Source organism: Loktanella sp. 3ANDIMAR09 (assembly GCF_001420005.1).
Classification (GTDB): Bacteria; Pseudomonadota; Alphaproteobacteria; order Rhodobacterales; family Rhodobacteraceae; genus Loktanella.
Genome location: NZ_LJAK01000015.1, coordinates 44,186 through 67,271 on the forward strand (window position 1 = coordinate 44,186; position 23,086 = coordinate 67,271).

20 protein-coding genes are annotated in these 23,086 nt (G+C 61.5%); 12 read left to right on the forward strand and 8 right to left on the reverse strand.

All coding sequences use genetic code 11. From position 1 onward, the window contains the following. Positions 1-3 precede the first annotated feature (3 nt). Positions 4-690: a phosphate regulon transcriptional regulator PhoB gene (phoB, locus tag AN189_RS16640; RefSeq protein ID WP_056038547.1), complete on the forward strand. Its 687-nt coding sequence runs from the start codon at positions 4-6 to the stop codon at positions 688-690. Between the two features lie 6 nt (positions 691-696). On the opposite strand, the gene gndA is transcribed toward phoB, so the two are convergent. After that, positions 697-2,097 (reverse strand): NADP-dependent phosphogluconate dehydrogenase, encoded by a 1,401-nt coding sequence (gene gndA / locus AN189_RS16645; RefSeq protein ID WP_056038642.1) that lies wholly within the window; start codon positions 2,095-2,097, stop codon positions 697-699. A 219-nt stretch (positions 2,098-2,316) separates the two neighbouring features. On the opposite strand from gndA, the gene AN189_RS16650 reads away from it, so the two are divergent. After that, positions 2,317-2,979, forward strand: a complete 663-nt coding sequence (locus AN189_RS16650; protein ID WP_056038549.1) for a TrkA family potassium uptake protein — start codon at positions 2,317-2,319, stop codon at positions 2,977-2,979. Next, positions 2,979-4,340, forward strand: coding sequence for a TrkH family potassium uptake protein (locus AN189_RS16655; RefSeq protein WP_253279661.1), 1,362 nt, complete (start codon positions 2,979-2,981; stop codon positions 4,338-4,340). The genes AN189_RS16650 and AN189_RS16655 overlap by 1 nt, the downstream gene beginning before the upstream one ends. A gap of 74 nt (positions 4,341-4,414) precedes the next feature. On the opposite strand, the gene AN189_RS16660 is transcribed toward AN189_RS16655, so the two are convergent. The 4 genes from AN189_RS16660 to AN189_RS16675 all read right to left on the reverse strand — a co-directional run bounded on the left by AN189_RS16660 (position 4,415) and on the right by AN189_RS16675 (position 9,880). Further along, positions 4,415-6,409, reverse strand: a complete 1,995-nt coding sequence (locus AN189_RS16660) for a hypothetical protein (protein ID WP_157057533.1) — start codon at positions 6,407-6,409, stop codon at positions 4,415-4,417. A gap of 207 nt (positions 6,410-6,616) precedes the next feature. Further along, positions 6,617-7,489 carry a translation elongation factor Ts gene (gene tsf / locus AN189_RS16665; protein ID WP_056038649.1) on the reverse strand — a complete coding sequence of 291 codons (873 nt, stop codon included), beginning with the start codon at positions 7,487-7,489 and terminating at the stop codon, positions 6,617-6,619. 114 nt (positions 7,490-7,603) lie between these two features. Further along, positions 7,604-8,395 (reverse strand): 30S ribosomal protein S2, encoded by a 792-nt coding sequence (gene rpsB, locus AN189_RS16670; RefSeq protein ID WP_056038556.1) that lies wholly within the window; start codon positions 8,393-8,395, stop codon positions 7,604-7,606. Between the two features lie 150 nt (positions 8,396-8,545). Next, positions 8,546-9,880 carry a HupE/UreJ family protein gene (locus tag AN189_RS16675; protein WP_056038559.1) on the reverse strand — a complete coding sequence of 445 codons (1,335 nt, stop codon included), beginning with the start codon at positions 9,878-9,880 and terminating at the stop codon, positions 8,546-8,548. On the opposite strand from AN189_RS16675, the gene AN189_RS16680 reads away from it, so the two are divergent. From AN189_RS16680 to AN189_RS16700, 5 genes are all read left to right on the forward strand, one after another. Next, positions 9,879-10,682 carry a DUF4198 domain-containing protein gene (locus AN189_RS16680; RefSeq protein WP_172794936.1) on the forward strand — a complete coding sequence of 268 codons (804 nt, stop codon included), beginning with the start codon at positions 9,879-9,881 and terminating at the stop codon, positions 10,680-10,682. The genes AN189_RS16675 and AN189_RS16680 overlap by 2 nt on opposite strands. A gap of 39 nt (positions 10,683-10,721) precedes the next feature. Continuing rightward, the gene (locus tag AN189_RS16685; RefSeq protein ID WP_056038565.1) at positions 10,722-11,615 is read left to right on the forward strand and encodes a PfkB family carbohydrate kinase; all 894 of its coding nucleotides are present in this window, start codon (positions 10,722-10,724) and stop codon (positions 11,613-11,615) included. A gap of 14 nt (positions 11,616-11,629) precedes the next feature. Further along, positions 11,630-12,523 carry a pseudouridine-5'-phosphate glycosidase gene (locus AN189_RS16690; RefSeq protein ID WP_301281464.1) on the forward strand — a complete coding sequence of 298 codons (894 nt, stop codon included), beginning with the start codon at positions 11,630-11,632 and terminating at the stop codon, positions 12,521-12,523. A 137-nt stretch (positions 12,524-12,660) separates the two neighbouring features. Continuing rightward, positions 12,661-13,380, forward strand: a complete 720-nt coding sequence (locus AN189_RS16695) for a DUF502 domain-containing protein (RefSeq protein ID WP_056038579.1) — start codon at positions 12,661-12,663, stop codon at positions 13,378-13,380. Then, positions 13,377-13,979, forward strand: coding sequence for a LysE/ArgO family amino acid transporter (locus AN189_RS16700; RefSeq protein ID WP_056038580.1), 603 nt, complete (start codon positions 13,377-13,379; stop codon positions 13,977-13,979). Before AN189_RS16695 ends, AN189_RS16700 begins: the two co-directional genes overlap by 4 nt. Here AN189_RS16700 and AN189_RS16705 read toward each other — a convergent pair. Together AN189_RS16705 and AN189_RS16710 are read right to left on the reverse strand one after the other, a co-directional pair. After that, on the reverse strand, positions 13,972-15,003 hold the full coding sequence (locus AN189_RS16705; protein WP_056038583.1) for a patatin-like phospholipase family protein: 1,032 nt from the start codon (positions 15,001-15,003) through the stop codon (positions 13,972-13,974). The two genes, AN189_RS16700 and AN189_RS16705, sit on opposite strands and share 8 nt — an antisense overlap. Further along, positions 15,000-15,779: a 3-hydroxybutyrate dehydrogenase gene (locus AN189_RS16710; RefSeq protein ID WP_056038652.1), complete on the reverse strand. Its 780-nt coding sequence runs from the start codon at positions 15,777-15,779 to the stop codon at positions 15,000-15,002. Before AN189_RS16710 ends, AN189_RS16705 begins: the two co-directional genes overlap by 4 nt. A gap of 377 nt (positions 15,780-16,156) precedes the next feature. Here AN189_RS16710 and AN189_RS16715 point away from each other — a divergent pair, with 377 nt between their 5' ends. The 4 genes from AN189_RS16715 to AN189_RS16725 all read left to right on the forward strand — a co-directional run bounded on the left by AN189_RS16715 (position 16,157) and on the right by AN189_RS16725 (position 19,591). Continuing rightward, positions 16,157-17,962: an extracellular solute-binding protein gene (locus AN189_RS16715; RefSeq protein WP_056038586.1), complete on the forward strand. Its 1,806-nt coding sequence runs from the start codon at positions 16,157-16,159 to the stop codon at positions 17,960-17,962. Then, complete coding sequence (locus AN189_RS19685) at positions 17,959-18,087, forward strand: hypothetical protein (RefSeq protein WP_301281465.1); 129 nt, start codon at positions 17,959-17,961, stop codon at positions 18,085-18,087. The genes AN189_RS16715 and AN189_RS19685 overlap by 4 nt, the downstream gene beginning before the upstream one ends. Before the next feature lie 294 nt (positions 18,088-18,381). After that, positions 18,382-18,726, forward strand: coding sequence for a hypothetical protein (locus AN189_RS16720; RefSeq protein ID WP_056038589.1), 345 nt, complete (start codon positions 18,382-18,384; stop codon positions 18,724-18,726). A gap of 220 nt (positions 18,727-18,946) precedes the next feature. Continuing rightward, positions 18,947-19,591 carry a DsbA family oxidoreductase gene (locus tag AN189_RS16725; RefSeq protein ID WP_056038592.1) on the forward strand — a complete coding sequence of 215 codons (645 nt, stop codon included), beginning with the start codon at positions 18,947-18,949 and terminating at the stop codon, positions 19,589-19,591. Between the two features lie 16 nt (positions 19,592-19,607). Here the strand turns inward: AN189_RS16725 and mfd are convergent, their stop codons facing one another. Further along, entirely contained in the window at positions 19,608-23,057 is a 3,450-nt protein-coding gene (gene mfd, locus AN189_RS16730; protein ID WP_056038595.1) for a transcription-repair coupling factor, read from the reverse strand. Between the last annotated feature and the right edge of the window lie 29 nt (positions 23,058-23,086).

A 23,086-nucleotide genomic window follows, 5' to 3' on the forward strand; every position in this document is an offset into this window, starting at 1 on the left:
CCCATGTCCACCCAGCCGCATGTCCTAGTCGTCGAAGATGAACACGCGATCCGCGAGGTTCTGACCTATAACCTCGAGGCAGAGGGTTTCCGTGTGTCGGGGGCCGCCGACGGTGAAGAGGCGATGATGGTCGTCGCAGAGGACCCGCCGGACGTCATGGTTCTGGACTGGATGTTGCCGCGTGTGACCGGGATCGAGGTCTGTCGCCGGATCAAGATGGACCCCGCGACCCGGTCTGTGGGGATCATCATGCTGTCGGCCCGCACCGAGGAGGTGGACCGCGTGCGCGGTCTGGAAACCGGCGCGGATGATTATGTGACAAAACCCTATTCCATGTCGGAAATGATGGCGCGGGTCCGGTCGCAATTGCGTCGCGTCCGGCCCACATCCGTGGGGCAGGTTCTGGTGTATGAGGATATTCTGCTGGACGCGGAAACGCACCGCGCCACGCGCGACGGCAATGCCCTGAAACTGGGTCCGACCGAATTCAGGCTCTTGTCCACGCTGATGGAAAAACCCGGTCGTGTCTGGTCACGCGATCAATTGCTGGACCGGGTCTGGGGTCGTGATATCTATGTTGATACCCGCACCGTGGACGTCCACGTGGGGCGTCTGCGCAAGGTGCTGACCGCCGAAGGCGGGACTGACCCAGTGCGCACCGTCCGCGGGGCGGGATACGCACTGGGGTAGGGCGGTTCAATCCGCCCAGGGTCCATGGAAATCGGTCCCGTCGCGATCCAGCCGCGTGAAACCATGGCGCCCGAAATAATCGCGCTGCCCCTGGATCATGTCGGCCGTGCCACGGGCCGTGCGCATGGCATCGAAATACGCAAGCCCCGATGACAGCGCAGGCATCGGCAGCCCATGCAATGCCGCCTGTGCCACGACCTGTCGCAGCGCCATGTGATTTTCCCCAAGATCACCGGCGAACCGTTTGGAAAACATCAGGTTTTCATCAGGATTTTCTGTCAGCGCCGTTGCCATGTCGTCCAGCATCACGGACCGGATGATACAGCCCGCGCGCCAGACCCGGGCAATGTCCGGCAGCGGCAGTGCCCAGCCGAAATCGTCAGAGGCACGCGTGATCATGTCGAAACCCTGCGCATAGCACAGGATCTTGCCCGCGATCAGCGCCTGTTCCAACTGGTCGATCTCCAGCGCGCCGTTCAGGCTGACGGGCGCTGCGCCAAAGAGGTCCTGACCCTGCGCGCGCAACTCGGTCCGGGCCGAGATGTTGCGCGCGGCAACGGCCGCTTCGATGGCCGGAACGGGGGCTGCGAGGTGCTGCGCCTCGATCGCAGTCCAGCGGCCCGTGCCTTTTTGCCCAGCCGCATCGCGGATCACGCTGAGCAGCGGCGCACCGGTCAAACTGTCACTGGCAGCCGCGACCTTGTGTGAAATCTCGATCAGATAGGATGCCAGCGGGCCATTGTTCCATGTGGCGAAAACATCGGAAATCTGGGTATGATCCAGCCCAATGCCATCGCGCATCACGCCGTAAACCTCTGCAATCATTTGCATATCGGCGTATTCGATACCGTTGTGCACGGCCTTGACGAAATGACCTGCGCCCGCCTGACCCATCCATGTCGCACAGGCTGTCCCGTCGTGTTGCGCGGCAATTGCGGTCAGGATGTGCGCCACACGGTCCCAGGCCTCGCGCGGGCCACCACCCATGATGGACGGGCCATGGCGCGCACCATCTTCGCCACCGGATACGCCAATCCCCAGAAAGGGCTTGCCATCAGCCTCGGCCGCGCGGCGATTGGTGTCGTGAAAATTCGCGTTTCCAGCGTCGATGATCAGATCATCGTCGTCCAGCAACGGGCGCAGCGCAGCGATCTGCTGATCGACAGGATCGCCGGCGGGCACCATCAGAATGATGGTGCGCGGTGTTGCGATGGCAGCAACAAAATCCTTCAGATTTTCCGTTGGGGTGATCCGCTGTGCCAGATCACCGGCATCCTTGGCGAAATCACGCGTGACCTGCGTCGTGCGATTGAACACCGCGATGTCGAAACCCTTGTCAGCGATGTTCAACGCAAGGGCAGCACCCATGGTACCCAGACCCAACAGGCCGATTTCTGACTTGCTCATGCCAGCCTCCATTTTTCAATTGGGGTCTGTATAGTCACCGACACGGCAAAGGCCAGTCGGCCGCAAGCACATGATCGTTTGCTTGTAATTGGTATTATGTAATTAAAGGAGCGGATCAAATCCCGGTCCGTTGCTGTAATCCGCCAACCAAAGCACCGTCACCGCTTCTCATCCGTGCAAAGCACACTAGTGTCATTCTGGTAGTTGCAGGAAATGGTTATGGCACGCGGACGTCGCACATTCGGAATCGTTGGACTTGGTATCTTTGGACGGGCTGTCGCGAACGAGCTGACACGCTTTGGCAACCACGTCATCGGAATTGACACCAACCCGCAAGCCGTGAGCGACATGGTCGACACCTTGACGCAAACCATGATCGTCGATGCCCGCGACGAGACGGCATTGCGCGAGGCCGGCATGGGCGATTGCGATGTTGTTCTGGTCGCCATGGGCAGCGATCTGGAGGCATCGATCCTGGCGGTGATGAATCTCAAACTGATTGGTGTGCGGACGGTCTGGGCCAAGGCCCGTACCAAGACCCATCACCGCATCCTGTCAAAACTGGGCGTCGACCGGGTCATCCATCCCGAACACGAGGTCGGACAGCACATCGCACAGGTCATGCACAATCCGCTGGTGCGCGACTACGTGAGCCTCGGCAATGGGTATCATGTGGTGAATTTCCGCATCCCAGAGAGCCTCGAGGATCGCAAGCTCGAAGATCTGAGCCACACCAAGGAGCATAATCTGCGCTGTGTCGGTGTCATGCGCGGCACCGAATTTCTAGGCCATGACGGCAACAGCCTGACCCTGCAACCCGATGATTTACTGTTGCTTTTGGGTACCCGGACCGATTTGCGCGCCTTCGCCGAGAGTCTGTGATGCCGTCATCGCCGCTTCAGCGTCGTGGACGGTTCGGCCTGCGCAGTTTCCGTATGCCGCCACCGGCGACCCTGTGTCTGATCTATCTGTCTTCAATCATCGTTGGGGCGGGTCTGCTGTCCCTGCCCTTTGCCACCGCGCCAGACGTGGACATTGGCCTGATGACGGCGGTGTTCATTTCGACCTCGGCAGTCACGGTGACAGGCCTGTCGACAGTCGACGTCGGCGCAACCTTCAGCTTGTTCGGCGAGGTCGTGATTGCCGCCCTGATCCAGCTTGGCGGTCTGGGGCTGATGACCTTTGCCGTTATGGTCCTGTCCGCGCTTGGTATCCCGGTCGGTATGCCGCAACGCCTGATCCTGCGCGAGGATCTGGGCCAGACCACGTTGAACAATCTGACGGTGTTGGTGCGGATCATTCTGGTTGTCGCACTGACCTGCGAACTGCTGGCGACATGCATCCTCAGCTTTGTTTTCATACCGGAATTCGGCGTGGCCCACGGCATGTGGCTGGCGCTGTTCCACGCCATTTCAGCATTCAACAACGCAGGTTTTTCGCTGCTGCCGACCGGGCTTGTGCCTTATGTCGCCGATCCGATCGTGAATATCGTCATTCCGGTGCTGTTCATTCTGGGTGGTCTGGGATTCGTCGTGGTGGGCGACATTTATCAAAAACGGTCGTGGCAACGCCTGACACTGCACTCGAAATTGATGCTGTCAGGATCGGCCTGCCTGATCGTGTTTGGTTTTGTCACCTTTGCGCTGCTGGAATGGACCAATCCGGGGACATTGGGCGCCCTGCCCTCGTCCGGTCAGCGGCTGTGGGCATCGTGGTTTCAGGCCGTCACGCCGCGTACCGCCGGTTTCAATACGCTGGACACAGGCGCCATGCATGACAGCACCACGATGTTGACCATGCTGCTGATGTTCGTCGGCGGTGGCAGCACCTCGACCGCGGGCGGGATCAAGGTCACGACGCTGATCGTGCTGATCGTTGCGACGATTGCGTTCTTCCGCAGAACCTCCGGGCTGAACATCTTTGGCCGATCACTCAAGATGGAAGAAGTGATGAAGGTCCTGGCCCTGACCACCGTCAGCATGATCCTTGTGTTTGTCGGCCTGTTTTTCGTGTCGATTTCGCATGACGGTGAATTTCTCGACCTCGCCTTCGAGGTCGTTTCGGCCTTTGGCACAGTCGGCTTGTCGCGCGGTGCGACGGCTGAATTGGACGGCATCGGTTTGTCGTTCATCATGCTGATGATGTTCGCAGGGCGGGTCGGACCGCTGGCGCTTGGGTTTTTCCTCGCGACACGCAGCGCACCGCGGGTCAAATTCGCACCGGGCCAGATCTATCTGGGCTAAGGCACCCTGCCCCGGTCATGAAAATGGCCCCGCACTTGCGTGCGAGGCCAATTTCTCCGGTTGAGGATCGCCGATCAGATCACGATCGGTTCGAGGTCGAAGAAATCGCGATATGCGTTGTCCAGATCCGCTGCGGTTGCAAAGGACGTGGTGCCGTTGCCCTCTGCGTCGTATTCGGTCACGCGGAACTGCCAGCTGTTGCTTTCGTTGCCGTCGAACTGAACCCGCGCTGTCTTGGCGTTTGCATCGTCGAACAGGACCAGGATTTCATCGCCTGTATCGTATGTCGTCAGTTTGGAATCGACCCGACCTGCGTCATCATGCTGGATCTCGATCATGTCCCACTTGAAGCCGGTGCCATCGGCGCTGATGTCGGTGGTGATGCGGCTCGCGATGTCACCGTCCTCGGCATAGGTCTGGACGACCTGCTTGTCGTTGCTCAGCGTTTTCGACACCTCGGACAGATACAGCTCACCACCCGAATCCTCGGCATAGGTCTTGGACAGTTCGGCCACGTAGACGCCCGTGCCGCTGGCCGGACCGTCCTGCGTTGTCGAAACCGCCGTCAGCTCTCCGTCGGTATAGGTGTAGCTTGTCGATTTGACGTTGCCGTTGTCGTAGGTGGTCTGGTGCTGCGTCAGGTTGCCCGCGGCATCATAGGTTTTCGCCACTTCGGACCAGGACTGTGTGCTGTCCGTGCCGCTGGCATCGGTCACGACCGAAGACGTACGCAGGCCGGTGGTCGTGTCAAAGCTGTTGACCGAGGTCACGCCGTCGTCCTTGACCAATGTGGTGGCGGACAGATCGCCATCCGCGTCATAATCACGGGTGATCGTGGCAAAGGATTTGCTGTCGGACACATCGGCGCGGACGTATTGCGCGATGGAACCATCCTCGTTGTAGGTCCGGCTGATCGTATCGCTGTTGTCCATCGTCGTGACCGACGAAATGCGGTCGCCATCGGCGGCGTAGGTGGTCACGATGCTGTCGTAGGACCGTGTATCGGCTGCCGTGCCGTCTTCACCATCGGTGAATTCATGGCGGCTCAGGACACCCTCGGTATAGGTCTTGGTCACGCTGGTGCCATTGTCATAGACGATCGCATCGCCCGTCTTTTCGCCCTCAACGAATGTCACGGTCTTGCTGGCCCATGCTTCGGCCGCGCCATCCGTCGAACCGTCGGTCAGCGTGGTCGAGGTCAGCACACCCGCGACATAGGTATCCAGTTGAACCACGCCCTCCACGTCGGTCTTTTGGTCGGACAGCATGACGCCTGTCGCATCGAATGTCTGGGTCCGGCTGCTGCCGTCGTCATTGATCTGCGCGCGCGAGATGACGTTGCCTTCTGCATTCATCGTCTCGGTGATCGAGAGCCAGGAATAGACATCACCCAGATCGTTCTGCACGGCGTCCGTCATGTAGGTGGTGCCGTCCGTGGTCGCGTAGGTTTCAACGCGTTCCAGTCCGTTGTCGTATTCATAGGTGATCTGCTGGACGTTGCCCTCACTATCGTAGTCGGTCGTGATCGTGCTGTAGCTGGAGGTATTGTCCTCGCCGGTGGCATCGGTACGGACGCGCTGGATCAATGTGCCGTCCGCCGCTGTCGTTTCCTGCACGGACGATCCGTCATCCAGTTGCGTCAGAACCGTGGTGCGACCGGTTTCCGTGTCCAGCGTCGTAGAGATGGTGGACCAGTCAGCCTGGCTGGGGTCGGCGTCGGTGCGCAGGGTCGACACAACGGTGCCCGACGCGTCGTAGCTATCGACAACCGACTGACCGTTATCGAAAATCGTCGTCTTGGTCACGGGCAGCGATGCGCCTGACGAGGTATCGTAGATCACCTCGATGCTGGACCAGCTGTTGACGTTCTGCGCATCGACGGACAGCCTGCGCGTCAGACCGATGTCGTCACGGTCATCGGTGATGACCAGACCGGACGTCGGTTTCGACGACACGTCATAGGTCGTCGTGCGGCTGGTTTCGACGCCGTCGGTCCGTGTGATGACGATGGTGTTCCAGTTGGACAGGTTGTCAGGGTCGGTGCGGGTTTCAGTGGTAATGGTTGGCATTTTCAGCTCCTCGATCAAATCCTCGAGAGCCGGGATAGGTGCCAAATGTGTTCTGATTTGGAAAACATTAATGATTAATTTCGTTCATTGGTGATGGCCCGCCGCGTGATTTGCCACAATCCGTGGCATTGCAGTGGCAAGGTCCCTACCCCCCAAACGCAAAAGGCCCCGCAAATTGCGGGGCCTTTCGTCAGATCCCGAACGGGATCACTTGTTCATTTTTGCCACTTCTGCGGCAAAGTCTTCTTTCTCGATTTCGATGCCTTCGCCGACTTCCAGACGCTGGAACGCGGTGATGGTCACGCCGGCTTCTTCGGCGGCCTTGGCCACGGTCAGGTCGGGGTTCACGACGAATGCCTGACCCAACAGCGTGGATTCAGCCAGGAACTTTGCCATGCGGCCGACGATCATCTTTTCGATGACGGCCTCGGGCTTGCCGGATTCGCGCGCGATGTCCATCTGGACCTGCTTTTCCTTTTCGACGATCGCCGGGTCCAGATCAGCCTCGCTCAGGGCGGCGGGGTTTGCCGCAGCGATGTGCATCGCGACCTGACGGCCGAACGCCTCGTTGTCGCCGTCCATGGCCACCAGAACGCCGATGCTGCCCATGCCGGGTGCAACCGAGTTATGGACATAGGACACGACAGTGCTGCCGTTGACGGTCGCCATGCGACGCACGGACATGTTTTCACCGATCACGGCGACGGCGTCGGTCACGGTCTGCTCGACGGTCTTGCCGTCGACTTCGGTCGCCTTGAGCGCGTCGACATCATCAACGGTCACGGCTGCCGTTGCGATCTTGCCGACCATTTTCTGGAAATCAGCGTTTTTCGCGACGAAATCGGTTTCCGAGTTCACTTCGACGGCGACGCCCTTGCCACCTTCGGTTGCCACGGCAACCAGACCTTCGGCGGCGGTGCGGCCGGATTTCTTGGCGGCCTTGGCCAGACCCTTGGTGCGCAGCCAGTCAACCGCGGCTTCCATGTCGCCGTTGGTTTCGGTCAGCGCCTTCTTGGCGTCCATCATGCCCGCGCCAGTCGTGTCGCGAAGCTCTTTTACCTGTGCTGCAGTAACAGCCATGATCATTCTCCTGATATATTCGGGACCGGGCCAGGGCGTGCGCACAGCACGGCCCGGGCCCTTGGTCTGGTGCAGGTTGTCTCACCCGGGCATGACGCCCGGGTGACGCAAGGCTCAGGCCTCTGCGGCAGCTTCTTCGCTGGCGGCGGCAGCAGCTGCGGCATCTTCTTCTGCCATCAGCTCTTCCATGGCACCCATGTCGACGCCTGCTGCACCCAGCTGGGCCTGCATGCCGTCAAGGGCAGCACGGGCAGCCAGATCACAGTACAGCTGGATCGCGCGGGCTGCGTCGTCGTTGCCGGGGATGACATAGTCGACACCCTTGGGCGAGCAGTTGGTGTCGACGACAGCAACCACAGGGATACCCAGCTTCTGTGCTTCGAGAATAGCGAGGTCTTCCTTGTTGACGTCGATGACGAACAACAGGTCGGGCACGCCGCCCATTTCGCGGATACCGCCCAGCGACGCTTGCAGTTTGCCCTGCTCACGTTCCATGCCCAGACGCTCTTTCTTGGTCAGGCCGGCAAAGCCGTTCTCGGACGCTTCGTCGATCTGCTTGAGGCGGTTGATCGACTGGGAGACGGTCTGCCAGTTGGTCAGCGTGCCGCCCAGCCAGCGGTGGTTCATGTAGAACTGCGCGGATTTCTCTGCAGCGTCCTTGATGGGGTTCTGTGCCTGACGCTTGGTGCCGACGAACAGCACGCGGCCGCCCTTGGCAACCGTGTCACGCACGACTTGCAGCGCCTGGTCCAGCATCGGGACGGTCTGCGTCAGGTCCATGATGTGAATGCCGTTGCGCGCGCCATAGATGAAGGGCGACATGCGCGGGTTCCAGCGTGCGGTCTGGTGGCCGAAGTGAACGCCAGCTTCAAGCAGCTGACGCATGGAGAACTCGGGAAGAGCCATGGTCTTATCCTTTTCCGGTTTAGCCTCAGCGGGGGTATCAGACCGAATGGTCCAACCGGTGGATCGTTTGGGATTTCTCCCCAACCGACCCGCCCCCGCCTGCGGGATACGTGCGCGTCCCTTAGGCTAAACCGGCACAGGCCGCAACCCTCAAAGGAATACGCGTTCCACCACCCAGTAAATCGCAACGATCGCGATCAGGACCGACGCCGGCTGGGCAACGATATCAGAATAGCTGTCATAGCGCCCGACGTTCACGGCCACCGCACACAGGCCCAGCAGCACCGCGAATGTCGCCATCACGGGCAGCAGGTCACCGGTCCAGCCCGGCGCATAGGCCGCCAGCGGCACCAGCATGGCCAGCAGCACGACAACCGCCAACAAATAGGCAGCCGCCGCCGTAATGCTGCGCGTGCCAGCCGCACTGTAGTCCTGCGCCTTGTAGACGCAGAGAAACGCCAGCGCGATCACGGACAACTGACCGATCTCGACCCCGATGTTGAACCCGATCAGCGCAGGCACGAACTGGCCCTCGGGCAATCCGAATTCGGCCAACACCGATGCAAAGCCCAGACCATGCAACAGGCCAAAGCCAAAAATGATGACCGGCCGCCAGGGCGACAGCCCGCGTGAAAACAGGTTCTCGATGGCGACATAGGCAATGGACAGCGCGATCAGCGGTTCCACGATGCTGGCCGGCGCGGTGACATAGCCCAGCGCGGCAAGCGCCAGCGTGATCGTATGCGCCAGCGTGAACGCCGACACCTGCCACAGCAGCGGTGCCAGCCGGGTGGACAGGAAAAACAGCCCCAGCACGAACAGGATATGGTCCAGACCCAGCGGCACGATGTGATCGAACCCGGTCGGGATATAGCTGAAAAACGTAGCCACCGTCCCCTTGGCGTTGCCGCCGCCCAGCGCGATCACATCAGACGTGGCACCACCCTGCAGAAACGCGTCATAGGGTTGATCCACGCCCTGCTGACGCAGTACCAGCCCACCATAGCTGCGATCCCAGCCGACGGTGACGCTGTCCGCACCGCCAGGCAGATCTGCCGCGAACACAAAGGTCGACAGGCGCGGCACCTCCGGGTCATCCACCGGTTCCGTCGTCACCGATTCCAGCACAAGCGGCAGCGCCTGCCCATTCGCCATCACCATGATACCTTCGGCCATGGTGGGGAAAAACGCCGTGAATTCTGCCGCGATCTCTTGTGGGGGCAGCGCGCGCAGCGCGTCGTAGCGTGCGGCCTGCGGGGCGGTGTCGGTATCCGTCACCGCGCTTTTGTCGATCCCGGCCAGAAAACCCTCGATGTTGGCATCGACGGAAAACGTCAGCCTGTCACCATCGCGCGTCATGTCGGCGATGGCAGGCAGCACCTCGTGGGCGCGCAGCGGTGACGCCAGCGTGATGAACACCAGCGCCAGACTTGACAACAAGCCCAGAAACAACACCCTCGGGCCAGTAAATAAGGAACTCGTCATGCGCAGTATCGTCCTCGCTCTTGCACTTATCGCCGGTCCGGTATCGGCCCACGAACTCTGGCTTGAGCCAGAGGATTTCACCATAGCGCCCGAAGCTACGATGACGGTCGAGATTGTCAACGGCTCGGACTTTGTCGGGCAGTCATTGCCCTATCTGCCGCAGCGGTTTGCCGCATTCATGAACTTTACGCCAGAGGGCGCATCAAACGTGCCGGGCCGGATCGGTGACCAACCTGCCGTCCAGTCCCAACCCCCGGCCGAAGGGCTGAACGTTCTGGCCTATCAGTCACGCGAAAATCTGGTGACCTACAATGACTGGCAGACCATCCTTGATTTTGTGGAACACAAGGACCTGACGGGCTTTCTCGAGGCGCATGCCGCGCGCGGCTTTGCCCAAGAGCCGTTTACCGAAATCTATTCGCGCTATTCCAAATCACTCATCGGTGTGGGCAATGCCCAAGGGTCTGACCAGCGCACCGGGCTGGAAACCGAGATCGTGGCCCTGACCAACCCCTATACAGACGATCTGTCGGACGGGATGCGGTTTCAGTTGTGGTATCGTGATGCGCCCCGCGCCAACGTCCGGTTCGAGGTGTTCGACCGCGCCCCCGACGGTCGCGTGACACAGACATTCTACGTCACCGATGCGCAAGGAATGGTCAGTGTTCCGGTCCAGCCGGGTCATGACTACATGGCCGATGCGGTGCTGATCCGCGAACCCAGCCAACGACTGGCCGAGGCAAACAACGCCGCGTGGGAAACGCTGTGGGCAAACATGACATGGGGCACTCCCGCGCCCTGACGGCTTGCGCATGTCTGCGACCCGCGCCACAAGCGGGACATGACACAGACACCTGATATCCTGTGCATCGGTTCCGTCCTGTGGGACGTGATCGGTCGCACTGCCAGCCACATGCGCGCCGGGTCCGATGTGCCCGGCCGCATCAGCCGCATCCCCGGTGGCGTCGCCATGAATATCGCGATGACGCTGAAACGCTTTGGCCTGCAACCGGCCCTGCTGTCGGTTGTGGGACGCGACGCACAGGGCAACGCCCTGATCGACGAGGCGCAATCACTGGGATTGATCTGCGATCACCTCTACCGGTCGGACGACCTGCCCACCGACATCTACATGGCGATCGAGGCCGCCAACGGCCTGATCGCCGCCATCGCCGATGCCCATTCGCTCGAGGCTGCGGGGGACAAGATCCTGCGCCCACTCGCTGACGGCAGGCTGGGCCGTGCAGATGCGCCCTTTGCCGGGTCCATCGCGTTGGACGGCAACCTGACCGAAGAATTGTTGCGCACCATCGCCACGTCACCGCTGTTTGCGGCCGCTGACCTGCGCGTGGCCCCTGCTTCGCCGGGCAAGGCGGAACGCCTGCTGGCGCTGATCGGCCACCCGTCCGCCACGCTCTACGTCAACCTCGAAGAAGCAGGACTGCTGTGCCAGACCGCATTCGACGACAGCGCCGCCGCCGCCCGCGCCCTGATTGCCCGTGGCGCGCACCGTGTGCTGGTGACCGACGGTGGCGACGCCGCGTCAGAGGCGCTGGGCGATGACGTCATCACCGCAGCGCCGCCACCTGTTCTGGTCACCCGCGTGACAGGCGCTGGCGACACCTTCATGGCCGCGCATATTGCGTCCGAACGGCAGGGGCTTGATCGTCCTGCCTCACTTGCCCGCGCGCTTCAGGCCGCGGCAACCTACGTTTCCGGAGACACCCCCCTATGACATCCCCCATCCCCATGGCCTATTCCGCCGAGGTCGCCGCTGCACTGGAGGCCGGCACACCGCTGGTCGCCCTTGAAAGCACGATCATCACGCACGGGATGCCGTTTCCGCAGAACGTCGAAACCGCGCGTCTGGTCGAACAGGACGTCCGCGACGCAGGTGCCACACCCGCGACTATCGCGGTGCTGGACGGCACGTTGCACATCGGGCTCGAGGATGCGGAACTGGACCAGCTGGGTCAGGCCGAAGGTGTTGCCAAACTGTCCCGCGCTGACCTGCCTGCCTGCATCGCACTGGGTGGCACCGGGGCCACGACGGTGGCCGCCACCATGATCGCGGCGCATCTGGCGGGAATCGCGGTGTTCGCCACAGGCGGTATCGGTGGCGTGCATCGCGGCTGGGAAACCTCGCTGGATATTTCCGCCGACCTTCAGGAACTGGCACAGACCCCCGTCACGGTCGTGGCCGCCGGGGCCAAGGCGATTCTCGATCTGCCCGCGACGTTCGAGGTGCTGGAAACGCTGGGTGTGCCGGTCATCGCCTATGGTCAGGACCACCTGCCCGCCTTTTGGTCGGCCACATCCGACATGGTGGCGCCTTTGCGCATGGACAGCGCCCGCGAAATCGCCACAGCACAGGTGGTGCGCAACCGCATGGGCCTGCCCGGCGGCCAGTTGGTCTGCAACCCGATCCCGGCCGAGGCCGAAATTCCCGCAGACACGCTGGCACCAATCATCGCGCAGGCGCTGGCCGACGCCCAGGCCGAAGGGATCGCCGCCAAAGGTGTGACGCCCTTTCTGCTGGGGCGCATCTTTGATCTGACCGACGGCAAGTCACTGGATGCGAATATCGCGCTGGTGCGCAACAACGCGCGTCTTGCCGCCGCCATCGCGGCCCATCTGGTCTGATCACTGCCAGGCCCGCGGGCAGTCTGCTGCGCGATTGCTCACAAGACGGGGCAATCGCACAGCGATGGTCTGTGTCGCTTGTGCCGCAACAGGGTGCGGCATAAGTGTAGCGTATCCCCACATGCGGAAGGCGGACCATGCCCCTCGACACCGATCCACTGATCCAGCCACCCCGCAAACCGGGGATCATTGGTCGGCTGCGCAGCAATTTCATCGCAGGTCTGGTGATCATCGCCCCCATCGCGCTGACGCTGTGGCTGATATATTCCGTTGTGGGTCTGATCGACGGCTGGGTCTGGCCGTTCGTACCCGACCAATATCAACCCAACGCGCTGCTGAACCGTTGGTTCGGATCGCCGGACGGGCCGCCCATCACGATGGACGTGCGCGGCGTCGGCGTCGTGATCTTTCTGGTGTTCACTGTCATCATCGGCTGGCTGGGCAAGGGGTTTCTGGGCCGCAGCGTGCTGCGCATCGCCGAACGGCTGGTCGACCGGATGCCGGTCATCAGGTCCGTTTACAACGGTGCAAAGCAAATCGCGGAAACCGTGTTTTCCCAGCGCGACACATCCTTCGATCAGGCCTGCCTGATCGAATACCCGCGCAAGGGCATCTGGGCCGTCGCCTTTGTTTCGACCGACGCCAAGGGCGAGGTGCAGGCAAAACTGCCCGGTGAGGACATCATCACCGTCTTTTTGCCGACCACCCCGAACCCCACGTCGGGTTTCCTGCTGTTCCTGCCGCGCCGCGACATCATCGTGCTGGACATGAGCGTCGAGGCCGCGGCCAAGCTCGTGATTTCGGCGGGTCTGGTCTATCCGCAGGATCTGCCGGTCAAACAGGCCCCCGAGGCGTGATTGCAGCCGGGCTGACCGGCTTTGCCACCGGGTTTTCGCTGATCCTCGCCATCGGTGCGCAAAATGCCTTCGTGTTGCGGCAGGGTCTGGCGCGCGCGCATGTGTTCTGGCTGTGCCTGCTGTGCGCGACCTCGGACGCGATCCTGATCAGCGCGGGCGTGCTGGGGTTCGCCGCCATCACCGAAGCATGGCCCGCGTTGCCCCGCGTCATGGCGCTGGCTGGGGCGGCATTTCTGTTTGTCTACGGGCTGACGCGGTTCATCGCGGCATGGCGAGGCGACTACGAAATGGTGCTGTCAGGCCGGACATTGGCCCTGTGGCCCACATTGGCGACCGCCGCCGCCTTTACCTGGCTCAATCCGCACGTCTATCTTGATACGCTGGGGCTGGTGGGGGCCTATTCCACCAATTTCCCCGCCTCCGTGGACAAGGCAGCATTCGGCGCGGGGGCAGTGCTGGCCTCTTATGTGTTTTTCTTTTCGCTTGGATACGGGGCGCGATTCCTGCGTCCCGTGATGCAATCCGCGCGTGCCTGGCGTATTCTGGATGCGTTGATCGGCCTCGTGATGTGGGCGTTGGCGATCAAGCTGATCAGTTGAACATCGCTGCCAGATCGACGGTGCTGCGCTGGTTCAGGTCGTCCTTGTGATCCGCCAGAAACGCATCCGCCGCCGCCCGTCCCGCCGCCTTGAGCCGGGCGAGGATGACCGGTTGCGGGATCGTCTTGGTCGCCACGTTCAGGGTGTTCATCAGCGCGTCATCCTCGATCATGTGGATGTTCGCGGCCTTCATCGTGCCGCGTTGCAACGCGCCTTGCGCCAGGAGCCGCTGGACAAAGGCCACGGCCCGCAGTTCCCCCAGCAACGACGTGTTGAACCCGATTTCGTTGATCCGGTTGCTGATCGCCTCGGCGGTCTTTGGCACGTCGGCCCGCACCAGCGGATTGATGTTCACGATCACGATGTCATCGGGCAATGCGGGCTGATACAGCGGAAACAGCGCCGGATTGCCAGTATAGCCACCATCCCAATAGGCCTCGACCCGGCCGGTTTTCGGATCGGGGATCTCGACCGCCTGGAACAGTGTGGGCAGACAGGCCGAGGCCATCAGCGCCTCTGGTGTCAGCTCTGCCGCGCTAAAGACACGGATCTTGCCGGTGCGGACATTGGTCGCCCCCACGAACAGCGCAGGGCCGGTGTCGCTGCAAATATCGTCGAACCGCATGTCGCGGACGATCCGCGCCAGCGGATTGGCAAAGATATCACCATAGAGGTAAGGCGAGGTCATGCGCGCCACCGCATCAAAGGCCATATAGGCGGGTGACACCGCCGTCGTGGCCGCAATCACCCCGGCCGCCGGACCCAATGCCTGCAACCAGGCCTGCGCATCAGGTGCATTGACTGCGCCGACCTGTTCCCAGAACCAATCCAGATTGGCCCGCGCCGCATCGCGCCCACCCCGGACCATGCCGGCCTTGAATGCAGCACCATTCAGCGCCCCGGCCGAGGTGCCGGTAATGGCCGCCACCTCGATGTCGTCTTCGTCCAGGATGCGGTCGAGCACACCCCAGGTGAACGCGCCATGCGCGCCACCGCCCTGCAGTGCGAGGTTGATCCGCTTCACAGCGCCGTCCAGCCGCCATCCACGCTGATGGTGGTGCCGGTGATCTGTGCGGCATGATCCGAACACAGGAAAACCGTGGTGCCGCCGATCTGTTCCACGGTGGCAAATTCCTTGGACGGCTGACGGTCCAGGATCACCTTCTCCTTGGCCTCCTCCTCGGTCATGTCATATTTCTTGGCGGTGTCGGGTATCTGGGCCTCGACCAGCGGGGTCAGCACGTAGCCCGGACAGATGGCATTGGCGGTGATGTCCTCCTTGGCGGTTTCCAGGGCCGTCACCTTGGTCAGACCGACGACGCCGTGTTTGGCGGCGACATAGGCGGATTTGTAGGGCGATGCGGTCAGGCCGTGCGCACTGGCGATATTCACCACCCGTCCCCACCCTGCCTTGCGCATCATCGGCAGCGCGGCTGCCGTGGTATGGAACGCGCTGGACATGTTGATGGCGATGATTGCGTCCCATTTCGCGGTCGGAAAATCCTCGATTGGATCGACGTGCTGGATGCCCGCGTTGTTGACCAGAATATCGCAGGCACCGGCCTGCGCGATCAGGTCACGGCAGGCGTCGGCCTTGCTCATGTCGGCGCTGATGTAGCGCACGGTTGTGTCGAACTCGGCTGCCATGTCGGCGGCCAGCTGGTGATCCTCGGCGTCATCGGTGTAGGAATTCAGCACCACCGATGCCCCTGCCTCGGCCAGGCTGCGTGCGACTCCCAACCCGATCCCGGAATTCGATCCTGTCACGACGGCGGTCTTGCCGGTCAATGGCCTATTCATGGTGATTCCCTCATCCATTTTGCAGTTGCAGCAAAGATAATGCGCCCATGCAACAGAACCAAGTCCGCGATGCCGAACCGCAAAGTGAGTCTTTTGCGCCTCACCCTCAAAGACTTTTGCAAAAAGGGCGAATCGGCGGGTTGCCGGATGATTCGCCACCCGCTAAACCCGTTGCAACAGCTGCCTCAGACCAAAAAAAACCCCGGCCGAAGCCGGGGTGTAGTTATTGAGGCAGGTTTCATACAGGCAAGAAACCTATCGAGCAGTGACCCCTGTATAGGAGATTCTGCGCCGGGGTGGAAGCTAAAAGTTTGAATTAGCTGGAAACCCTCTTTAGCAATATCTGCAACAATAGGTTTCGAACGGGGACAACCAGCATGAGCAGACTATTTTCCGCAACCACAGCACTGGCACTCGCCTGGGCTGCGACAGGGGCAATGGCCGACAGTCACGGAATTGCGATGTATGGTGAACCCGCCCTGCCCGCAGGTTTCGAACATTTCCCCTATGCAAATCCCGATGCCCCCACGGGTGGCCGGATCGTCACGGCAGAGGTCGGCACCTTTGACAGCCTCAATCCCTATATCCAAAAGGGATCGGTGCCCTGGCAACTGCGCTATCTCATCGGCGAAAGCCTGATGGTCCGCAGTCTGGACGAACCCTTCACCCTCTACGGTCAGCTTGCGTCGGGCGTACAGACCGCAGACGACCGGTCATGGGTCGAATTTACCCTGAACCCCGCCGCCAGATTTTCGGACGGCAGCCCGGTCACGGTCGAAGACGTGATTTGGTCGTTTGAAATCCTCGGCACCCAAGGCCACGGTCGCTACCGTGGTTTTTGGGGAAAGGTCGCAAGCCTGGAAGAAGTATCGCCCGGCACGATCCGGTTCACATTCAACACCGAAGACCGCGAACTTGCCCTGCTGGCCGGCATGCGCCCCATCCTGAAAAAGGCACAATGGGACGGCGTGGATTTCGCTGAATCCGGTATCGACATCGTGCCGATCACATCGGGTCCCTACGTGATCGACGATTTCGAGGTTGGCCGCTTCGTGTCGTTCAAGCGCAATCCCGACTATTGGGGGGCCGATGTGCTGCCGACCGAGGCGGGCTTGCACAATCTTGATGAAATCCGGCTGGAATTCTTTGGTGACGAAACCGCAGCATTCGAGGCGTTCAAGACCGGAGAGGTCAATTCCAACCGCGAATTCAACGTCGCCCGTTGGGACAGCCAGTATGATTTCCCGGCAGCACAAGCAGGCGATGTGGTCAAATCCATCCTGCCGCACGCACGTCCATCGGGCATGACGGGTTTCGTCATGAACAGCCGCCAGCCACAGTTTGCGGACTGGCGTGTGCGCGACGCCTTGCTGCACGCGTTCAATTTCGAATTCATCAATGAAACCATGACCGGCAGTGCGCAGCCGCGCATCACCTCCTATTGGTCGAATTCACCGCTGGGCATGGCTGACGGTCCGGCAACCGGTCGCGTGGCGGAACTTCTTGCACCCTTTGCGGATGATCTGCTGCCCGGCGCGCTGGACGGCTATACCCTGCCCGTGTCGGACGGAACCGAACGCAACCGCGCCGGCACCGCAGCCGCATTGGCCCAGATGGAGGCCGCAGGCTATACCATCCAGAACGGTGTGATGTCGGACGCGAACGGCAATCCGTTCAGCTTTGAAATCCTGCTGGAAACCGGTGCTTCCGAAAATCAGGCCATCATCGACATGTACACCCAGTCGCTGGGACGCATCGGGATCACGCCGACGATCAGCGTGGTGGACGGCGCCCAGTACAAGGAACGGACCGACGCGCTTGATTTCGACATGACATACTACCGTGTCGGCCTGTCGCTTTCGCCCGGGAACGAACAATATTTCTATTTTGGTCAGGCCACAGCCGACGAACCGGGCACACGCAACCTGATGGGGATCAAATCCGACGCCGTCGATACCATGATCGGCAACCTGCTCACCTCTGAATCCCAGGATGACTTTGTCGCATCGGTCAAGGCGCTGGACCGCATCCTGACCAGTGGGCGCTACGTGATCCCGATCTACCAGTGGAACATCAGCCGGATCGCCCATGCCAAGGAGCTGAGCTATCCCGAAACACTGCCGATCTTTGGCGACTGGCCCGGCTGGCAGCCGGACGTCTGGTGGTGGAACGCGGCGGAATGAACCTGCGCATCCTGTTGTTGCTGGCGGTCGTGGCCGCCAGCGCATGCACACCGGTACGCATCGTCGGCAACACCGCCATTGGTGCAGGGCAAGTTGCACTTGGGGCCGCTGACATCGTGATCTGACCCCGGGCCAAGGATCGAGTGAGACACAGCTGCGTGCGGTTGACGGGTTGCGGTTGCACTTGTGATCCATGCAGCCTATGCGTGCCGTTCATTGACCAGCTCAACGGACCGGCTGTCACCCATGACTGCCGCGTTTGCCGGGTTTCACCCGGCCGACGTGATAATCCTTTTGGTGACGCACCACGCCGGACCGCAGTGACCGGATCGTTCTGTCCACGCTTTGCGCGAACGGAACGGAACTGAAACGTCCGCCGACGGTTGGTCCCGTAACGACACAATTCAAGGAGTTTTCACATGCAATGGAGAGACGTTTCCGATAACTGGACCGCATACATCCCCCGCATTCTGACGCAGTGGCCCGGCCTGAACGAGGCAGAGGTCCAAAGCCTTGACGGCGACCAGGATGCCTTTATCGACTATCTGTCCAAATCCAAGGGCGAGGACCGCGTCGCAGCCCAGATGGAACTGGCCGACTGGCTGATGGGCGGAGAGCCGATCGATGTCACCATGGATGCGCAAAATGACAACGCGCAGATCCTGTCCAGCGCGGAAAACGTCCCCGCAGGCGAAGACACGCTGTCCGACGATGCGAAATTCGGCGCTGAAAACGCCAATGCGACCCCCGTCGGCCGCACCTGATCGACAATGCAGGGCCGGACATGTTCCGGCCCTGACGCATTGTGCAGTTGATCCCGGCACAGGATCAATCAGCCCCCCAGATAACACCCGATCCGCCAAAACCGCCCGTCCCGATCCGGGGCCTGCGGTCTTTCATGTTGCGTCAGACCTGCTAGACCGTGCAGGCGTTCGCGCATACAGAATTCACGGTGCCATCCGCGCCCAGACTGGGAGACCCGCCATGGTCAAGCTTGATATCATGTCAGATCCGATTTGCCCGTGGTGCTATATCGGCAAGGCAAATCTGTTTGCAGCGCTGGCACAGGTTCCGGATCATCCGTTTGTGCTGGAATGGCATCCGTTCCAGCTGAACCCGGACATGCCCACAGCCGGCATGGACCGCCGCACCTATCTGGAAACGAAATTCGGCGGCAAGGAGGGCGCGGTCAAGGCCTATGCCCCCGTCGTCGAACACGCGCAAAAGGCCGGTCTGACGATCAATTTCGACGCCATGACCCGCACGCCCAACACGCTGGATGCCCACCGCCTGATCCATTGGGCGGGCATCGAACAGCGCCAGACCTTTGTGGTGGACCTGTTGTTCAAGGCCTATTTCGTGGATGGCCGCGATATTGGCGACCACGAGGTGCTGACCGACATCGCCGATACCGCTGAAATGGACGCGAGCGTGGTGGGCAAGCTCTTGGCGTCGGACGCCGACGCAGACGACATCCGCAAGCGTGACGCACACAGCCGCGAAATGGGGGTCAGCGCCGTGCCGACGTTCATCGTGGCCAACCAGCACGCGGTTCCCGGCGCTCTGCCGGTTGACACCTGGGTTCAGATCATCACCGACCTGCAAAAAGCGATCGCTGCGGACGCCTGACGGCATCCGCACCGCTTCAGGACTTGGCCTGCGCCACCTTGGCCAGCTTGGCCGCCAGATCGCGTGCGATATTGAACGCACCCTGCACCTTGGCCTTTTCCTTGGACCAGTCCTGCATGACCACGATCTTGTTGTCCTTGACCTTGGCCTGCCCCTTGTAGTCACCGATGAATTCGACCAGCCCTGCGGGATTGGCGAACTTGTCGTTGTGGAACCGGATCGTGGCACCCTTGGGGCCTGCATCCATGGATGCGATCCCGGCCTTCTTGCACATGCCCTTGATCCGCACGACCAACAGCAGGGTATTGACCTCCTTGGGCAGCGGCCCGAACCTGTCGATCAATTCGGCGGCAAACCCTTCGAGTTCGACCTTGCTCGTCAGGTCAGACAGACGACGGTACAGCCCCAGACGCACATCCAGATCGGGCACATAATCCTCTGGGATCAGCACAGGCAGGCCCAGGTTCAGCTGCGGAGACCATTCGCCGTCGTCCTGCAACCCTTCTGCCTGACCCGACTTGATGGCGTTGATCTGGTCCTCCAGCATCTGCTGATACAGCTCATAGCCGACCTCGCGCATCTGGCCTGACTGTTCTTCGCCCAGCAGGTTGCCCGCGCCACGAATGTCCAGATCCTGTGAGGCCAGCGTGAACCCGGCCCCCAGACTGTCGAGACTGGCCAGCACACGCAGGCGTTTCTGCGCGGTATCGGTCAGTTTCTGACGCGGTTTTGTCGTCAGATAGGCATAGGCGCGGGTCTTGGACCGCCCCACACGCCCCCTGATCTGATAGAGCTGCGACAGACCGAACATATCCGACCGCCAGACGATCATCGTGTTGGCCGTGGGAATATCCAGACCGGATTCCACAATCGTCGTGGCCATCAGCACATCGTATTTGCCGTCGTAAAACGCGTTCATCCGGTCATCGAGTTCACCCGCCGCCATCTGGCCCGTCGCCGTGATATAGCTGACCTCTGGCACCTCGCGTTTCAGCCAGTCCTCCATTTCGTCCATGTCCGAAATGCGCGGCACCACAAAGAACGACTGCCCGCCGCGGTAATGTTCCCGCAGGAGCGCCTCGCGGATGGTGATCGTGTCGAACTCTGACACATAGGTGCGGATCGCAAGACGGTCGATCGGTGGTGTGCCGATGATCGACAGATCGCGCACGCCAGACAGCGACAGTTGCAGGGTGCGCGGGATCGGCGTGGCCGTCAGCGTCAGCACATGCACATCCGTGCGCAATGATTTCAGGCGTTCCTTGTGCTGGACACCGAATTTCTGTTCTTCATCAATGACAAGCAGGCCAAGGTTGCGGAATTTCACAGACTTGGCCAGCAGCGCATGGGTGCCGACGACGATATCCACCGATCCATCCGCGATGCCCGCACGGGTCTTGGCAGCGTCGCCTGCGCTGACGAACCGCGACAAGGGCCGCACGTTGACCGGAAAACCACGGAAACGCTCGGCAAAGCTTTGATAATGCTGGCGTGCCAGCAAGGTCGTTGGCGCAATGATCGCCACCTGCACCCCCGACAGCGCTGCAACGAAGGCCGCGCGGATGGCGACCTCGGTCTTGCCAAAGCCGACGTCGCCGCAGATCAGACGATCCATCGGCGTGCCCGCCTCAAGGTCCGTCAGCACATCGTCAATCGCCGAAAGCTGGTCATCGGTTTCCGCATAGGGGAACCGTGCGAGGAACTGGTCCCACAGCCCGTCCGTCGGTTCCAGCACAGGGGCCGTGCGCAGCGCGCGTTCGGCCGCGACCCGGATCAATCGTTCCGCGATCTGTCGGATGCGTTCCTTTAGCCGGGCCTTTTTCGCCTGCCATGCACCCCCGCCCAGCTTGTCCAGCAGACCTTCGTCATGGCCGTATTTCGACAGCAGTTCGATATTCTCGACCGGCAGATACAGTTTTGAATTTTCGGCATATTCCAGTGTCAGGCATTCGTGCGCGGCGCCAAGTGCGGTGACGACCTCCAGCCCGATGAACCGCCCGACCCCATGATCGACATGGACCACCAGATCACCGGGGGCCAGCGCGTTGGCCTCGGTCAGGAAATTATCGGCACGGCGCTTGCGCTTGGTCTGACGGATCAGGCGATCGCCCAGCACATCCTGTTCGGAAATCACCGTGATCCCCGGTGCCTCGAACCCCGCATCCAGCGCCCAGACTGCAAGATGCACGCCCGATTTGCCGACACGGGTGAAATCGCTGACCGGGATCACCTCGCCGATGCCCTCATCCTCTATCAAGCCGGTCAGGCGTTCACGCGCGCCTTCGGAATAGCTGGCGATGACGACCGGACCCTCGGCCACCTTTGCCTTTACATGACCGGCCAAGGCGCCGAACAGGCTCAGGTTTTCCTGCTGACGCTCAGGCGCGAAATTGCGCCCCGGACGGCCGCCCGCATTGATGACGCCGATGCCGGTGGCCTGTGGGTTGGGGTTGAACTGCAACACCCGCCGCGCGGCCAGCGCCGCATCCCATGCCGCATCGTCTAGATACAATCCCTGCGGTGGTGCGGGTTTATAGACGGAATCCATCCGGCCCTTTTGTTTCAACGCGTGCATCCGGGTGTCGTATTGGTCCGCGATACTGTCCCAGCGCGCGATGCGCTGCGCGCTGGTCTGATCGTCCAGCGTGACCGTCACACCCGGCAGATAATCGAACAGCGTTTCCAGATCGTCCTGAAAAAACGCAAGCCAGTGTTCCACGCCCTGATGTTTGCGCCCGGCGCTGACCGCCTCGTACAGCGGGTCGTCCGTGCCTGCTGCACCGAATTCGATGCGATAGTTCTGCCGGAACCGCGTGATCGCGGCCTCGTCCAGAATGACCTCTGACACCGGGGCCAGTTCGATCTCGGACAGCTTTTCGGTGGTGCGCTGCGTGATCGGATCAAACCGTCGTGCGCCGTCCAGCACGTCACCGAACAGATCCAGCCGGATCGGGCCGGATTGTCCCGGCGGATAGATGTCGATGATGCCGCCGCGCACGGCATAGTCGCCCGCCTCCATCACCGTGGGGCTTTGGGTGAAACCCATGCGTGTCAGGAACTGGCGCAACGCAGCTTCGTCAACGCGGCCCCCCACGCGCGCGGTGAATGCCGCCTCGCGCAGGGTCGCACGGGCGGGCACCCGCTGGGTCGCCGCATTCAGCGTGGTAAGCAGCACGAACCGGTCAGGCATCCCGTGCACCAGCCCGGCCAGTGTCGCCATTCGTTGCGCCGAGATATCGGCGTTGGGCGACACCCGGTCATAGGGCAGGCAATCCCACGCCGGAAAGGTGAAAACCGGCATATCGGGGGCAAAGAACGCAAGGGCGGCCTGCATCGCGGCCAATCGCTTGTCATCGCGTGCGACGTGGACGACGGGTCGGCCGGACTTTTCCAGCTCTGACAGGATCAGTCTGGCGTCAAACCCTTCGGGTGCGCCGCTGACGGTGATGTGCGATGTATCTGACATGGTTGCGGAACTACGCTGCACCCCGCCGG